This window comes from Streptococcus sp. ST14 (genome assembly GCF_046098195.1).
GTDB lineage: Bacteria > Bacillota > Bacilli > Lactobacillales > Streptococcaceae > Streptococcus.
This window is the reverse complement of sequence record NZ_JBJUSF010000036.1, coordinates 1-15,405: the sequence shown is the minus strand read 5'-3', so window position 1 is coordinate 15,405 and position 15,405 is coordinate 1. Positions and strand designations below refer to the sequence as shown.

General features: G+C 41.2%; 15 protein-coding genes and 1 pseudogene. 2 read left to right on the top strand and 14 right to left on the bottom strand.

Annotated elements, in window-relative coordinates:
• Positions 1–111: 111 nt before the first annotated feature.
• A complete protein-coding gene (locus tag ACIY19_RS10050; RefSeq protein ID WP_409003328.1) occupies positions 112–1,341 on the bottom strand; it encodes a tetratricopeptide repeat protein in 1,230 nt (409 codons plus the stop codon).
• A complete protein-coding gene (locus ACIY19_RS10045) occupies positions 1,331–2,497 on the bottom strand; it encodes an AI-2E family transporter (protein WP_000400301.1) in 1,167 nt (388 codons plus the stop codon). Before ACIY19_RS10045 ends, ACIY19_RS10050 begins: the two co-directional genes overlap by 11 nt.
• A gap of 144 nt (positions 2,498–2,641) precedes the next feature.
• On the opposite strand from ACIY19_RS10045, the gene ACIY19_RS10040 reads away from it, so the two are divergent.
• Positions 2,642–3,655 carry a lactonase family protein gene (locus ACIY19_RS10040; protein WP_042902335.1) on the top strand — a complete coding sequence of 338 codons (1,014 nt, stop codon included), beginning with the start codon at positions 2,642–2,644 and terminating at the stop codon, positions 3,653–3,655.
• A gap of 32 nt (positions 3,656–3,687) precedes the next feature.
• On the opposite strand, the gene ACIY19_RS10035 is transcribed toward ACIY19_RS10040, so the two are convergent.
• The 11 genes from ACIY19_RS10035 to ACIY19_RS09985 form a co-directional block, all read right to left on the bottom strand.
• Complete coding sequence (locus ACIY19_RS10035) at positions 3,688–4,107, bottom strand: F0F1 ATP synthase subunit epsilon (protein WP_000940836.1); 420 nt, start codon at positions 4,105–4,107, stop codon at positions 3,688–3,690.
• Between the two features lie 10 nt (positions 4,108–4,117).
• Entirely contained in the window at positions 4,118–5,524 is a 1,407-nt protein-coding gene (gene atpD / locus ACIY19_RS10030; RefSeq protein ID WP_000094372.1) for a F0F1 ATP synthase subunit beta, read from the bottom strand.
• 191 nt (positions 5,525–5,715) lie between these two features.
• Positions 5,716–6,594, bottom strand: coding sequence for a F0F1 ATP synthase subunit gamma (locus ACIY19_RS10025; protein WP_000301228.1), 879 nt, complete (start codon positions 6,592–6,594; stop codon positions 5,716–5,718).
• 15 nt (positions 6,595–6,609) lie between these two features.
• Positions 6,610–8,115 (bottom strand): F0F1 ATP synthase subunit alpha, encoded by a 1,506-nt coding sequence (gene atpA / locus ACIY19_RS10020; protein ID WP_000996619.1) that lies wholly within the window; start codon positions 8,113–8,115, stop codon positions 6,610–6,612.
• A gap of 14 nt (positions 8,116–8,129) precedes the next feature.
• Positions 8,130–8,666: a F0F1 ATP synthase subunit delta gene (locus tag ACIY19_RS10015; protein ID WP_000358982.1), complete on the bottom strand. Its 537-nt coding sequence runs from the start codon at positions 8,664–8,666 to the stop codon at positions 8,130–8,132.
• Positions 8,666–9,160 (bottom strand): F0F1 ATP synthase subunit B, encoded by a 495-nt coding sequence (atpF, locus tag ACIY19_RS10010; RefSeq protein WP_125389374.1) that lies wholly within the window; start codon positions 9,158–9,160, stop codon positions 8,666–8,668. Before atpF ends, ACIY19_RS10015 begins: the two co-directional genes overlap by 1 nt.
• 13 nt (positions 9,161–9,173) lie before the next feature.
• Positions 9,174–9,890: a F0F1 ATP synthase subunit A gene (gene atpB / locus ACIY19_RS10005; protein WP_409003327.1), complete on the bottom strand. Its 717-nt coding sequence runs from the start codon at positions 9,888–9,890 to the stop codon at positions 9,174–9,176.
• 34 nt (positions 9,891–9,924) lie between these two features.
• Positions 9,925–10,125, bottom strand: a complete 201-nt coding sequence (locus ACIY19_RS10000; protein WP_001054556.1) for a F0F1 ATP synthase subunit C — start codon at positions 10,123–10,125, stop codon at positions 9,925–9,927.
• A 231-nt stretch (positions 10,126–10,356) separates the two neighbouring features.
• Positions 10,357–10,668, bottom strand: coding sequence for a CHY zinc finger protein (locus tag ACIY19_RS09995; RefSeq protein ID WP_409003326.1), 312 nt, complete (start codon positions 10,666–10,668; stop codon positions 10,357–10,359).
• 14 nt (positions 10,669–10,682) lie between these two features.
• A complete protein-coding gene (locus ACIY19_RS09990; RefSeq protein ID WP_000169101.1) occupies positions 10,683–11,969 on the bottom strand; it encodes a U32 family peptidase in 1,287 nt (428 codons plus the stop codon).
• 136 nt (positions 11,970–12,105) lie between these two features.
• Entirely contained in the window at positions 12,106–12,804 is a 699-nt protein-coding gene (locus ACIY19_RS09985) for a GntR family transcriptional regulator (protein WP_247929661.1), read from the bottom strand.
• A 140-nt stretch (positions 12,805–12,944) separates the two neighbouring features.
• Between ACIY19_RS09985 and guaA the strand changes: the two genes are divergently transcribed.
• The gene (gene guaA, locus ACIY19_RS09980) at positions 12,945–14,507 is read left to right on the top strand and encodes a glutamine-hydrolyzing GMP synthase (RefSeq protein WP_000065697.1); all 1,563 of its coding nucleotides are present in this window, start codon (positions 12,945–12,947) and stop codon (positions 14,505–14,507) included.
• Positions 14,508–14,678: 171 nt separating this feature from the next.
• Here the strand turns inward: guaA and ACIY19_RS09975 are convergent.
• Positions 14,679–15,405 (bottom strand): annotated as a pseudogene (locus tag ACIY19_RS09975) (transposase); the annotation flags it as partial.

The following is a 15,405-nucleotide window of genomic DNA, read 5'->3' as shown; positions in this document are numbered from 1 at the left end:
ATCATCATAAGTTAATTTCATAATAAAAACACCCCAAAAGTTAGATTTTTTCTGTCTAACTTTTGGGGTGCAGTTCAAATTGACGGATACGTTTTTTTAGAGAGATAACTTTTAAAGTGTTTCTAAGAGTTCTTGCATCTGAACATCATCTGGAATCAGTTTTAAATATGCTTCGGCTTGTACTTTGGCATTTTCATAATAACCCAATTCACGCAAGAGATAAGTATATTGCTCCAGAAACTCTGGATTGTCCTTGAGGTCAGATGACAATTCTTGATAGAACTCATAAGCCTTATCTAAATCCTCGATTTCCTGGTAAGAACGGGCAATCATCCACTTGGTCAAGAGATTTTCAGGTTCTTGACTTTGGAGAGCGATAATGTCCTCAAACCGCTCTTGTTCCATATAAATGGTTGCAAGGCGAAGGAATATTTCTTCTGTATCCTCTGCATCTTCTTTAGCAGTAAGGAGAAACTGCTCAGCACTACTAGGATCATGTAATTCATACGAAAACTGAGAAGCAGCTAGTAAGAGCCGAGTTTCAAATGGATTTTTCTCCAAACCTTGTTTAACGATACGAAGGGCCTCTTCCACCTGATGTTCCTTGTGCAAGGCTTGACTATAACCATATTCATATCCTTCAAAATCAGGTGAAATCGTATCAATTTGCTTAAAGTAAAGAACAGATTTTTGATACTCTTCTTGGTCAAAGTAAAGGCTAGCCAGTTCAAAGGCAGTTTGGTCATCGTATTCTAGTTCTAAGGCTTTTTCTAAGAATTCAGTTGCAGCTTCAAACTTACCTAACTGAGCATAAGCGTAGCCAATTCGCTGATAGGTTGAGACACCCGTTTGTTCATAGATGGAGCGATTGTCTAATTGAGCATAACCCTGAATAGCTTCCTGATAATTTCCTAACTCACTATCCAACTCAGCCAAACCAAGAACTAATAAGACATCATCTGAGTAATTTAAGGCTTTCAGTAACTTTTCACGCGCTACATCTGTCAATCCTTCCAACTGATAGAGGTCAGCCTTCAAGGCCAAAGCCGACACGTACCAGTCACTTTCGGGTGTGATTTCCTCAAGGTAAGCAAAGGCTTCCTCAACATTGCCATCCTCACTAGCAATACTTGCTAAATTCAGATTCACTTCTGAAAATTCTGTAACGATTTTTTGGTAAATTTCTTTAGCTTGAGGATAAAAGCCAATTCCCTCTAAATAGCTTGCTAGTTCGTAAAGAACTTCACTTGAATCTGTTTCGAGGGCTTTGTGAAAATAATGATCTGCTTTGGTTAAATCCTGTTCATCCAAAGCCTGGAGCATGCGTTGACTATTGTTCACTCTTGATTTCCTCCCCTTCTTCTTCATACAGACCGCTGACTTTTTTATACCAGTTAAAGATAGCTGAGATAACGACCTTAGCAGAAGCATAGACAGGAATTCCCAGCAAAACTCCCCAAATACCAAACATAGAACCAGAAGTTAGGAGAACAAAGAGAACATTGATCGGATGGATGTTTAGCTGACTACCTAAAATAAGTGGAGAAACGAAGCGACCTTCAATCGTTTGTTCAACAATAAAGACAATAATCACTTTCAAAAGCATCACAGGTCCCGCTATTAAGCCCAAAACTAAAGCAGGCAACATCGCTAGAAAACTACCTAGATAAGGTACTAGATTGAGGATACCAGCCGTAATCCCCAGGGTCACAGCATATCTGAGACCAATAATCTTAAAGAAGATAATAAACATAATTGCCACGATAATAGCAACAGTAACCTGTCCTCTAACGTAGTTTGACAACTGTTTATTGACATCTGACAAAACTTGTCCAACAGGTTCTTTTAACTTGTTTGGGATGAATTTAGTTAGGTAATCTCGCAAGCCTTTCCCATCTCTCAAAAGATAAAAGAGCATGAATGGTACGATAATAACCGCTACAATGACCTGGGAAACACTACTGATAAAGGCGCTGACCCAGTTAACGGCTTGAGAAGAGATTTTGCTGGCCCACAGGGTAGCTTCACTAGAAACATTGGAAAGAACCTGCTCCAACTGTGGTCTAAAATCATCTGGCAAACGTTTGGTTACAAGATCATTGATGACACGGTCAGCATCTTCGAGGTATGTCGGTACATTTTTCGCAAAAGTTAAGACTTGGCGTTGGAGATTTGGAATTGCGACTGCCAGACCCCAAATGATAAAAAGTCCAATGATGACAAATACAATACTGATGGCAAGTACACGATTGATCTTGTGTTTCTCCATCCAGTCAACAATCGGATTGAGGAGGTAATAAAGTAAACCAGATAAAATAACTGGCAACATGACAACTCCTAGAAAATCCAAAACCGGTAAAAAGATAAAACTAATCTTACTTAGAATGAAAAGATTCAAGCCCAGTAACAAGGTCACTAAGAATACAGTAATAGCTTTATTATCTAAAAACCACTTGAAGAACCAAGATAGGCTAAAATGTTTCTCTTTATGTTCCATAAATACATCCTTTCTGTCATTCTCTCATTATACCATTTTTAGACTAAAATAACTCTTTTTTAAAGTGCTTACATGGATGAATCTGATGCTTCATGACTGCCATTTTGTGGTATAATGAACTTATCATTATTAAGAGGTATGGACATGAAAGAAACTGTTTATTTTGGAACTTACACTCGTCGCTTATCTAAAGGGATTTACAAGGCAGATTTTGATACAGAAACAGGCCAGCTTGCAAATCTTGAACTCTTTGCTGCTGAACCAAGTCCGACCTACCTTGCCTTTGACCAACAGCAACACTTATACACTGTAGGGAGCCAGGATGGCTTAGGTGGAATCGCTGCTTACAAGACAGATGGCGCTTTGCTAAATCATGTGGTTGAAGAAGGCGCTCCCCATTGTTATGTGGCAGTGGATGAAAAGCGTGGTCTCGTTTATGGGGCCAACTATCATAAAGGTCAAGTTCTCGTTTATAAACGTCAAACGGATGGTAGCCTCATCCAAACAGATCTAGATCAGCATAGTGGACAAGGTCCTCATGAAAACCAAACTTCCCCACATGTACACTTTACGGATCTAACACCTGACCAGTACCTCGTCACCTGTGATCTAGGTACGGATGAAGTAACGACCTACGATGTTAGTTCAGAAGGAAAACTAAGTAAACTCTACACTTATCACAGCCAAGCTGGAGCAGGTGCTCGCCACATCGTTTTCCACCATCACTATAAGATTGCCTATCTCATCTGCGAACTTAATAGCACGATAGAGGTCTTGATTTATGATGGAGTTGGTGAATTTGAACGCATGCAAGTTATTTCAACCATACCAGATGGATACGAAGGCTTTAATGCTACTGCTGCCATTCGTCTTTCGAAAGATGGCAAATACCTCTATGCATCCAACCGAGGTCATGATTCCATTGCAGTCTATACAATCCTCGCTGATGGTAGCTTGGAATTATTAGAGATTGTACCAAGCCATGGTAAAAATCCACGTGATTTCGACCTAACTCCTGATCAAGAGTTTCTCATCGCTGTTCATCAAGATTCTGATAACGCAACCGTCTTTAAGCGCAATCCTAAAAGTGGTCGTCTTGCTGAGCTTTCTAACGACTTCCATGTCCCTGAAGGAGTCTGCATCAACTTTCCACATTAAAAAAAATGAACTTGAGTTTCAAGTTCATTTTTTTATAGTCTATTTCCGACATTGATACGGTTGATAGCACGTTGCAATGCGATTTTTGCACGACGTTCTTGGTCAATCAAATGCTTGTCATGGGCTTCTTCGATTTCTCGTTCAGCTCGAAGTTTCGCGCGTTCTGCACGACTGATATCGATATCACGAGCACGCTCTGCTGAGTCTGCTACAATGGTAATGATATCATTAGCAATCTCGATAATTCCTCCGTTCACTGCAATCCAGTTCACATGAGTATCATCATCGATACGTTTTACCTTCACTTCATCAACCGCAAGAACCGCAATCATATTTTCATGTCGTGGCAAGATCCCCATCTCACCATCCAGAGTTCGTACCGATACAAAGCTGGCATGGTGATCATAGACGAGGCCATCTGGTGTCACGATCTGGACAGTTAAATGAGCCATAGATCACCTCTTAAAATCCCATTTTCTCTGCCTTAGCAATGACGTCTTCGATTGAACCGACACCACGGAAGGCATCTTCTGGTAGCTGGTCATGTTTTCCTTCAAGGATTTCCTTAAAGCCACGAACTGTTTCCGCTACTGGCACATAAGAACCAGGTTGACCAGTAAATTGTTCTGCAACGTTAAAGTTTTGAGACAAGAAGAACTGGATACGACGGGCACGAGCAACCAAGGTCTTTTCTTCATCAGAGAGTTCATCCATACCAAGGATAGCAATGATATCTTGCAATTCATGGTAACGTTGAAGGACACGTTTAACCTCAGCAGCAACTGCATAGTGCTCCTCACCAACAATCTCAGGTGCCAAGGCACGAGAGCTTGAAGCTAGAGGGTCAACGGCTGGGTAAATACCCAACTGTACCAACTTACGTTCCAAGTTTGTAGTTGAATCCAAGTGAGCGAAAGCTGTTGCTGGCGCCGGGTCAGTATAGTCATCCGCAGGCACATAGATGGCTTGGATAGAGGTTACAGAACCCTTCTTAGTTGACGTGATACGCTCTTGCAATTGACCCATTTCAGTAGCAAGTGTTGGCTGGTAACCAACGGCTGAAGGCATACGACCCAAAAGGGCAGATACTTCTGAACCAGCTTGAGTGAAACGGAAGATATTGTCGATAAAGAGAAGCACATCTTGGCCTTCTACATCACGGAAGTATTCGGCAATTGTCAAACCAGTAAGGGCAACACGCATACGTGCTCCAGGTGGTTCATTCATCTGACCAAATACCATGGCTGTTTTCTCGATAACGCCTGATTCTTTCATTTCCCAGTAAAGGTCGTTCCCCTCACGAGTACGTTCCCCAACACCGGTAAATACTGAAATACCACCGTGTTCTTGGGCAATGTTGTGAATCAATTCTTGGATCAAGACGGTTTTACCAACTCCGGCACCACCAAAGAGTCCAACTTTACCACCTTTTAAGTAAGGGGCAAGAAGGTCGATAACCTTGATCCCTGTTTCCAAGATTTCAGATGAGGTAGACAATTCATCAAAAGTTGGAGCTTTCTTATGAATTGGCTGACGCTCAGCGTCTTCAGCGAAAGGAGCATCCAAGTCAATGGTATCTCCCAAAACATTGAAGACACGTCCCAAAGTTTCTTTACCTACTGGAACTGAGATTGGACGACCTGTGTCCAAAACTTCCATTCCACGAGTCAAACCATCTGTTGATTCCATGGCGATCGTACGAACCATACCATCACCCAACTCCAAGGCTACTTCAAGGACGATTTTTGTTTTTCTTTCGTCATTTTTGTAGACGACAAGTGCATTATTAATCTCAGGAAGTGTTTCCCCTGCTGCAAACAAAACGTCTACAACGGGTCCGATAACCTGAGCAATTTTACCTGAACTCATCTCCTTCTCCTATTCTATATAAGATACTGTCGGTTCCTAGTTCAACTAGGTCCTAATACTCTTCGAAAATCAAATTCAAACCACGTCAGCATCACCTTACCGTACTCAAGTACAGCCTGCGGCTAGCTTCCTAGTTTGCTCTTTGATTTTCATTGAGTATAAGTTCATTTTCATACGAGCTGGACTAAATCCTATTCTAAGGCACTAGCCCCCGCTACGATTTCTGTAATTTCTTGTGTAATCGCCGCCTGTCTAGCACGGTTATACTGGATTGTCAAATCATTGATGACCTTCTTGGCATTATCAGTCGCCGTTTGCATGGCGGTCATACCTGCAGCATTTTCAGCTGTCTTGGCATCGATAATAGCCCCGTAAATCATACTTTCGGCATACTGTGGCAACAACTGCTCTAGAATCTCATCACGGCTCGTTTCCAACTCAAAGGTCAAGCTATACTCTTCATCCGCTTCATTTGGATCCAAGTCAACAATCGGAAGCATTTGTTCCACACGCATTTGACTTGTGAGAGTATTGACATGATGGTTGTAGCAGACGTACAATTCATCAAAAAGTTCGTTTTGGTACATCTCAATCGTTTTTGAAATAATTTTACGAACTTCATCAAAACTAGGTTGATCCGCCAAGCCACGTAGTTCATAGATTGGCTGAATACCACGAGCCTTAAAGAAATCAGCTCCCATACCACCGATACAGATTATCTCAAAATCTTTACCATCTGGATGGTATTCTTCTTTTAACTCCATCACAGCTTTAAGGATGGAAGCATTATAACCTCCAACCAAGCCACGGTCTGAAGTAATAACGATATAGCCTGTTTTCTTAACTGGGCGACTGATGAGCATTGGATTGGTTGAACCACCAGATCCGTTACCATGTAGAATATCCGTCAAAAGCTTACGAACTTTCTGAGCGTAAACTTGGAAGTTGCGCGCTGCTTCTTCAGAGCGACCTAACTTGGCAGCCGATACCATTTGCATGGCATTAGTGATTTGACTCGTATTTTTGGTTGAGGCGATTTTTGTTTTAATATCATTTAGAGATACTGCCATCTGACACCTCTATTCTTATTGGAAGCTGGATTGATTGAGAAACTCTGTAATCGCAGCATCCAAGACTGCTTCTTCTGGCAAGTCTTTTGTTTCACGAATGGTTTCCAAAATCTCTGGATAATGAGCATCAAAGAAAGTATGGAACTCTTCCTCAAAACGAACAATGTCACCTACAGGAATCGTATCCAAGAAACCATGTGTCAAAGCATAGAGAATGGTTACTTGTTTCTCAACAGGTAGTGGTTTATGGACAGGTTGTTTCAATACTTCCACAGTACGACGTCCACGATTTAACTTAGCCTGTGTTGCTGCATCCAAGTCAGAACCAAACTTAGTGAAGGCTTCCAACTCACGGTATGAAGCAAGGTCGATACGAAGTGTACCAGCAACTTTCTTCATGGCTTTAATCTGTGCCGAACCACCTACACGGGATACAGATGAACCCGCATCAATGGCTGGACGAATACCCGCATTGAAGAGACCATCACCAAGGAAGATTTGTCCGTCAGTGATAGAGATCACGTTGGTTGCGATATAGGCAGAGATATCTCCCGCTTGTGTCTCGATAAATGGTAGAGCTGTAATAGATCCACCACCAAGTTCATCAGAAACTTTAGCTGAGCGCTCAAGCAAACGGCTGTGGAGGTAGAAAACATCCCCTGGGAAGGCTTCACGACCTGGTGGACGACGAAGCAAGAGGGAAAGCTCACGATAAGCGACCGCTTGTTTTGAAAGATCATCATATACGATCAAAACATGCTTGCCTTGGTACATAAACTCTTCTGCCATAGCAACTCCAGCATAAGGAGCTAGGAAGAGCAATGGAGATGGTTGTGAAGCAGAGGCTGTCACAACGATTGTGTAGTCCAAGGCACCGTACTGACGAAGTGTTTCTACTTGTGTACGGACTGTTGATTCTTTTTGTCCAATTGCTACGTAGATACAGATCATATCTTGACCTTTTTGGTTCAAGATCGTATCAATCGCAATAGTTGTTTTCCCTGTCTGACGGTCACCAATAATCAACTCACGTTGACCACGACCAATCGGAACAAGGGCGTCAATAGCTTTCAAACCTGTTTGCAATGGTTCTGATACAGACTTACGTTGCATAACGCCAGGAGCTGGCGCTTCCACTGGACGAGTCTTGTCAGTATGGATATCACCAAGACCATCAACTGGACGACCAAGTGGGTCGACAACACGTCCGATTAGGCTGTCCCCCACAGGTACTTCCATGATTTTACCTGTACGGCGAATGGTATCACCTTCACGAATATCTGTAAAGTCTCCAAGGATGATAATACCGACATCAGTTGACTCCAAGTTTTGCGCCATCCCATAAGAGCCGTTTTCAAAGATCAACAGCTCTCCACTCATGGCATTTTCAAGACCGTGAGCACGCGCAATTCCGTCCCCGATATAGGTTACAACACCTGTTTCAGACACATCAAAATTGGGTTTGAAATTTTCAATTTGTTGCTTAATTAAAGCGCTGATTTCTTGTGCGTTAATTGCCAAAAGAACACCACTTTCTATTTCAAATTTTCTTTAACAACTCGAAGTTGTTGTTTTATACTCACATCAATTGTCTTGTGATTAGCAAAAATGACAAAACCACCAATGAGTCCTTCATCAATTTGTTCTTTGATACTCCGTACTTTCAGAGACATTTTTTTCTCTATCAAGGGAAGCAAACGTTCCTTCTGTTCATCTGTTAAAGGATGAGCTGAAGAAATCGTGACTATAAACTGATTGGTTTCTCTTTCAAGACGATTCAAACAATCAACAATGATATCATAAAAAAGATTTGCTCTGTGATTGTAAATCAGAACCTGAATAAAATTTTGCATTAAAGGTGAGACAGAGTCTTGAAAAAAACCAACTGTTTTTTCCTTATCAGACTCATCAACTGCCACCTGAGCTAAAAAAGAAGGTAAGCCCGTTTCTTCTGCGACTTGCTTGATTTGATCCAAGTCTGAAAAAATCCGGTCCTCTTCTCCTTTTTCAATCACTAATTGGACAAAAGGCATGCTGTATTTTTCAATTACCTTTGCTGTTTTCTTGTCCATTAGGCTTCTCCTAGCTGATCGATATACTGATCAATGAGTTCCTTATGAGCATGACTGTCAAGGTTTTTTGAGATGATTTTACCAGCGAGACTAATCGTCAAATCTGCCACCTCTCCCTTAACACTTTGCAAAGCTTCAGCTTTATTCTGAGCGATTTCTTGATTCGCCTTCTCTTTTAAGCGACCTGCTTCTACTTTAGCATCTGCCAGAATACCAGCTTTACTCTTCTCGGCAGTCTCTTTAGCATTTTCAATGATTGTTTTGGCTTCGTTGCGACTACCAGCCAATTCATCTTCACGTTTTTGGGCAAGAGTTTCTGCTTTTTGACGAGCTTGTTCAGCTCCATCAATATCAGCAGCAATTTTATTTGCCCTTTCTTCGAAGACACTTGTCAGGTTTGACCACGCATATTTCTTAACTAAGACAATCAAAAGGATAAAAGAGCCAGCGATTAAAATAAAGTTACCAATTAATTCACCTACTGTTACGTGCATCTGTTACTCCTTTCTACTCTTCTCCATCATTTATCTTATTTCCTAGGTACATAGAAGACAACATGGTAAACACATAGGCTTGGATGCAGGAAATAAAGACAGAAAAGGCTGTCCAAGCCAAGTTAGCACCAAAAGCAACTGGATACCAATATAGAGCTTGATGAGATAGAGTGATTAGCAAACTAGCCATCACTTCTCCAGCAAAGATATTTCCGAACACCCGCAAGGCAAGTGATAAAAAGTTGGTAAACTCTTCTAAGATATTCATGGGAGTCATAAAGCCAGGTGTGATATAGGTTTTTAGATATTTTTTAATCCCACGGCGACGAATCCCTTCAATATGGGTCATCAAGATAATTCCAAATGACAAAGCCAAGTCAAACTGGAGATTTGCAGTTGGCGATGTCCAAAGGTTTGTCCCATCTGTAGTTTGAAGTTTCGCCATCAAACCGAGGTTATTTGCCAGTACCATAAATAGAAATAGACAAAGGAAAAAGAGCGAGTAGTCTTTCATGTAGCTTTTACCAATGTTAGGTTCTGTAAATCCAATAACAAAGTCATAGAAATACTCAAGTACATTTTGCTTTCCTTTGGGTTTCAAAGTCATATTGCGACTTGCCCAATAGATAAAGCCAAAAACAACTCCCACAATCAACAAGGTCATGGCTAACATGGTTAAATCAAAGGTAACAGGACCAATATTGATGGTTGGATTGATACTTTCTTCCATCTAGAATCCTCCCTTTTCTTCGCGTTCCATTTGTCTATTTGATGACGAATGAAAAGACGAGGGTAACCAAGAACGTTCCTTCAATAAAGGCAATCCCCATGATCATTAAGCTACGCAATTGTGGAATGATGTCTGGTTGGCGAGCAGCTGATTTGAACAAACCGTTCATCAACATACCTTCTGCAAGGGATACACCCATACAGGCAAGACAAAGACCGAAAAATGTTAAATTCATGATGAATTCTCCTTTTATTTAAAATTTACTTACTTAGTTTAGTCCTAAAATTTTGATTTGTCAACTTTTTACTTACGTTGAAAGCGTTTCAGGTAATATATTTCTATTTTTGCTATTTTTACCCTATTCTATAGAAAGTTTTTCCATTATAGATTGCGAGTTTTTCTTGATTTTACTATATTTTCTGAAACAAACTGAAAAATCCAAGTTTGAAACTTGGATTGATTCAGTTTATTTAAAATAGTAGGAATAGTGTTGTTTACAACCTGGATTAAATGGAGCACTGCAGTAAGGACATGCCATCTGTTTTTGGTATTCTTGGAAAGTCATTGTCCTCTTACAAACCCCACATAAAATCGGTCTATCCTCAGAAAGCGCCAAGGGATAGGGCGAAAACAAATGCGTTTCCAAAGCATTGTGGCACTGATAACAAGCATAGTATTTTTTACACTCATAGCACTGAAGGGAAACGATGTCCTTTTCACTATGATAATGAACACATCTGCCTTCATCATCAACTAACAAACCTTGTGCTTGATTCATTCACTTTTCCTTCTCTAGGCACGAACTGTAACGCTGGTTCCATCTTCCTTATAGAGATTGATAAGACCTTCCTTGAGAGCGCGGACCATGTCCCCTGCTTGAACAGGTTGTGGGACCTTAATGGTCAAGAGTTCCATTGGATTTGGAGCGCGGTCGATTTTATTGCCCTTGGCATCATGAAGATCTTCGATATAAGTCTCAAAATGACGGAAACCTGGTCCATAAAACTCCACTTGATCGCCTTCATTGATAACATTCCGTTGACGAATGGTTGCCGTTTGAGTCGCATCATCATACGCAACCACTTCAGCGACAAACTTGTACTCAGGGATTTTACGACGAGCGCCAAATAACTGTTCGTTTTCTGTAGGTGTACCATAGTAGAAACCTGTTGCCAATTCACGTTGAGCAACCTTCCACATCTCGTCTACCAAGTCCTGTTTGATGGCTTCAAATTTCTCAGGACTTTCAAGATAAGCATCTACAGCCGCCTTGTAACAGTTGGTCACAGTTGAAACATAGTGGATTGACTTCATGCGGCCTTCAATCTTGAGACTGTCTACACCGTTTTCGATCATATCTGGAATATGGTCAATCATAGACATATCAACGGCAGACATCGAAAATTCTTCTGGGATTTCACCTTTCAGACTTTTACGTTCTTGACCAAAGGGCATGTCATAAAGATCGTATTTCCAACGACAAGACTGAGAACAGCCCCCACGGTTGGCATCACGCATACTCATGTGGTTTGATAACGTACAGCGACCTGAGTAAGAAATACACATGGCTCCATGGACAAAGGCCTCAATCTCAACATCAGTACGTTTGCGAATCTCTGCCAATTCTTCCATTGAAACTTCACGGGCCAAGACCACGCGAGTTAGACCAAGTTCTTTCCAGAACTCTAGAGTTTCATAGTTGGTCGCACTTGCTTGGGTTGAAAGGTGGATTTCAAGACCTGGTGCTTCGGTTGCTGCAATCATAATCAAGGCTGGATCTGACACGATAACTGCGGCAATCCCAATGTCACGCAACTTACGGAACCATTCTCCAGCACCAGCTTCGTTTCCTTCGTGCATAACCATGTTAGCAGCCACATAAACCTTGGCACCGTACTTAGCAGCAAACTGCACGCCTTCTTCCATCTGTTCAAAGGTGAAGTTTCCTGCACGGCTACGAAGACCATAGGCCTGTCCACCGATGAAGACTGCGTCCGCACCATATTGAACAGCTACTTTCAGCTTCTCTAAAGTCCCTGCAGGTGATAAAACCTCAGGACGTTTTAATGTTTTTGTCATTTTTTCTCCTATTTGCAATATAAAAGTTTGACGTTTTTCCTTCTCATTTTATAGTAAATAAGCGATAAAATCAAGCCTAGACAGATTGTTTTGACAATTCTAATCTTTTCTAAAACAAAAAACTAGCCTTTCTAGACTAGTTATTTTCAAGATAAAATTCAAAGCGTTCACCAACGTATTGGCTCTTTACATACTCGAAAGCCGTCCCATCTTCAAGATAAGAGACCTGAGTCAAGGCTAAAATGGCATGCCCTTTTTCAACTTCTAGATAGTGAGCAATTTTTTCCTTAGCCAATCTCGCATAAATGGTCTGTTGGGATTTGCCAATCCGGTAGCCATGTTGCTGCAAGGTATGGAAGAAATGACTGGTGATTTCTTCTTTTTTAAAATCCTTAATAAATTTCTCAGGAATGGATGCGACTTCATAGACTAGTGGAACTTGGTCAGCGTAACGCACCCGTTCCATACGGATAATATTCTCTGTCGGAGTAATCCCTAGCTTAGCGACCTCTTGCTCATTTGGAATGGTTCTTCTGTAAGAAATGAGTTGACTAGAAGGAACTTTCCCCTGAGATTTGACAATCTCCGTAAAACTAGTCGTTCCCCGCATTTTTTCTTGGACACGAGTGCTAGAGACAAAAGTCCCACTTCCTACACGACGCTCCAAAACTCCTTCCTCAACCAAGAGAGAGATAGCTTGGCGTAATGTCATCCGGCTAACTTGAAACTGTTCCGCTAAATCTCGCTCACTTGGAAGCCTCTCTCCGATTTTCCAATGATGCTCATCTATATCCTTTTTGATCTGATCGTGGATTTTCATATAAGCTGGTAACATGATTCTCACTTCTTTTCTTTATTTTCTCCATTGTACCGTATTTGCTAAGAAAAAGTCAAACTTTGCCTTGTTTAGTTGGTAATTCGCCCCTATTTGTGATAGAATATTGAAAAAGATATTTCTTTTGAGAAAGGAAAAAGATGAGCAACATTTCAACTGATTTGCAAGATGTCGAAAAAATCATCGTGCTGGACTATGGTAGCCAATACAACCAGCTAATTTCACGCCGTATTCGTGAAATCGGTGTTTTTTCAGAGTTAAAAAGTCATAAAATCTCAGCCGCAGAGGTTCGTGCGATTAACCCTGTAGGGATCATCCTCTCTGGTGGACCAAACTCTGTATACGAAGATGGTTCATTTGATATTGACCCAGAAATTTTTGAACTTGGCATTCCAATTTTAGGAATATGCTATGGTATGCAACTTTTAACTCATAAACTTGGAGGAAAAGTTGTCCCTGCAGGTGATGCTGGTAACCGAGAGTATGGCCAATCACCACTTACCCATACCACTTCTGCCCTCTTTGAAGGGACTCCTGAAGAACAGATTGTTTTGATGAGCCATGGCGATGCTGTTACAGAGATTCCAGCTGATTTTGTTCGTACTGGAACTTCTGCTGACTGTCCTTATGCAGCTATTGAAAACCCTGACAAGCACATCTATGGTATCCAATTCCACCCAGAAGTTCGCCATTCTGTATACGGGAATGATATCCTTCGCAACTTTGCCCTTAACATCTGTCAGGCTAAAGGCGACTGGTCAATGGACAACTTCATCGATATGCAGATCAAAAAAATCCGTGAAACTGTAGGTGACAAGCGTGTTCTTCTCGGCCTATCAGGTGGTGTTGACTCTTCTGTTGTTGGCGTTCTTCTCCAGAAAGCAATCGGCGATCAATTGATCTGTATCTTTGTAGACCACGGTCTTCTCCGTAAGGGAGAGGCTGACCAAGTTATGGACATGCTTGGTGGTAAGTTTGGTTTGAATATCGTTAAAGCAGACGCTGCTAAACGATTCCTTGATAAACTTGCAGGTGTTTCTGATCCTGAGCAAAAACGTAAAATCATCGGAAACGAGTTTGTTTATGTCTTTGATGACGAAGCTAGTAAGCTAAAAGATGTAAAATTCCTTGCTCAGGGAACGCTTTACACTGACGTGATTGAGTCTGGTACAGATACTGCTCAAACCATCAAATCACACCACAATGTTGGTGGTCTTCCAGAAGATATGCAGTTTGAATTGATTGAGCCATTGAACACTCTTTATAAAGACGAAGTCCGTGCCCTCGGTACAGAGCTTGGTATGCCAGACCACATCGTATGGCGCCAACCATTCCCAGGACCAGGACTCGCTATCCGTGTCATGGGTGAAATCACTGAGGAAAAACTAGAAACTGTTCGTGAGTCTGATGCTATCCTACGTGAAGAAATCGCTAAAGCTGGTCTTGATCGTGATATTTGGCAATACTTCACTGTCAACACAGGCGTTCGTTCAGTCGGTGTTATGGGTGATGGTCGTACTTACGACTACACCATCGCCATTCGTGCGATCACTTCTATCGATGGTATGACAGCTGACTTTGCCAAGATTCCTTGGGAAGTCCTTCAAAAGATTTCAGTACGTATCGTAAACGAAGTAGACCACGTTAACCGTATCGTCTACGATATTACAAGTAAACCACCCGCAACCGTTGAGTGGGAGTAATCGCAAAAAAATTAAAAGCTTTGTAAAATCAACGGTTACAGAGGATTAAAAACTGTAACTGGGATTAAAACGGGAACATTTACTAAAAAGAATAAATTGAATAATAGTTCCAAGTGGTTTACATTTGGACAAAAAAGGGCTCTTTGTCAACTGTAGTGGGTTGAAAAAAAGCTAAGCTCGAGAAAGGACAAATTTCGTCCTTTCTTTTTTGATGTTCAGAGCGATAAAAATCCGTTTTTTGAAGTTTTCAAAGTTTCGAAAACCAAAGGCATTGCGCTTGATAAGTTTGATGAGATTATTGGTCGCTTCCAGTTTGGCATTAGAATAGTGTAGTTGAAGGGCGTTGACAATCTTTTCTTTATCTTTGAGGAAGGTTTTAAAGACAGTCTGAAAAATAGGATGAACCTGCTTAAGATTGTCCTCAATAAGTCCGAAAAATTTCTCTGGTTCCTTATTCTGGAAGTGAAACAGCAAGAGCTGATAGAGCTGATAGTGGTGTTTCAAGTCTTCTGAATAGCTTAAAATCTTGTCAAGAATTTCTTTATTTGTTAAGTGCATGCGAAAAGTAGGGCGATAAAAACGTTTATCGCTGAGTTTACGACTATCCTGTTGGATGAGTTTCCAGTAACGCTTGATAGCCTTGTATTCATGAGATTTTCGTTCAAACTGATTCATAATTTGAACACGAAAACGACTCATGGCACGGCTGAGATGTTGGATAATATGGAAACGATCTAGAACGATTTTAGCATTCGGGAGTGAAACAGTCTGGGAGACTGTTTCAGCCTGAGCCTAGAAATTTGAAAGCGAAGCTGTTTAGCCAAGTCATAGTAAGGGCTAAACATATCCATCGTAATGATTTTCACTTGACAACGAACGGCTCTATCGTAGCGAAGAA

Bases quoted from the DNA above. Each gene is read 5' to 3' on its own strand.
- atpF (WP_125389374.1), bottom strand. From the start codon at position 9,160: ATGCACGTAACAGTAGGTGAATTAATTGGTAACTTTATTTTAATCGCT.
- ACIY19_RS10035 (WP_000940836.1), bottom strand. From the start codon at position 4,107: ATGGCTCATTTAACTGTCCAGATCGTGACACCAGATGGCCTCGTCTAT.
- ACIY19_RS09985 (WP_247929661.1), bottom strand. From the start codon at position 12,804: ATGTTACCAGCTTATATGAAAATCCACGATCAGATCAAAAAGGATATA.
- atpD (WP_000094372.1), bottom strand. From the start codon at position 5,524: ATGAGTTCAGGTAAAATTGCTCAGGTTATCGGACCCGTTGTAGACGTT.
- atpB (WP_409003327.1), bottom strand. From the start codon at position 9,890: ATGGAAGAAAGTATCAATCCAACCATCAATATTGGTCCTGTTACCTTT.
- ACIY19_RS10015 (WP_000358982.1), bottom strand. From the start codon at position 8,666: ATGGACAAGAAAACAGCAAAGGTAATTGAAAAATACAGCATGCCTTTT.
- ACIY19_RS10040 (WP_042902335.1), top strand. From the start codon at position 2,642: ATGAAAGAAACTGTTTATTTTGGAACTTACACTCGTCGCTTATCTAAA.
- ACIY19_RS10045 (WP_000400301.1), bottom strand. From the start codon at position 2,497: ATGGAACATAAAGAGAAACATTTTAGCCTATCTTGGTTCTTCAAGTGG.
- ACIY19_RS10000 (WP_001054556.1), bottom strand. From the start codon at position 10,125: ATGAATTTAACATTTTTCGGTCTTTGTCTTGCCTGTATGGGTGTATCC.
- ACIY19_RS09990 (WP_000169101.1), bottom strand. From the start codon at position 11,969: ATGACAAAAACATTAAAACGTCCTGAGGTTTTATCACCTGCAGGGACT.
- ACIY19_RS09995 (WP_409003326.1), bottom strand. From the start codon at position 10,668: ATGAATCAAGCACAAGGTTTGTTAGTTGATGATGAAGGCAGATGTGTT.
- ACIY19_RS10025 (WP_000301228.1), bottom strand. From the start codon at position 6,594: ATGGCAGTATCTCTAAATGATATTAAAACAAAAATCGCCTCAACCAAA.
- guaA (WP_000065697.1), top strand. From the start codon at position 12,945: ATGAGCAACATTTCAACTGATTTGCAAGATGTCGAAAAAATCATCGTG.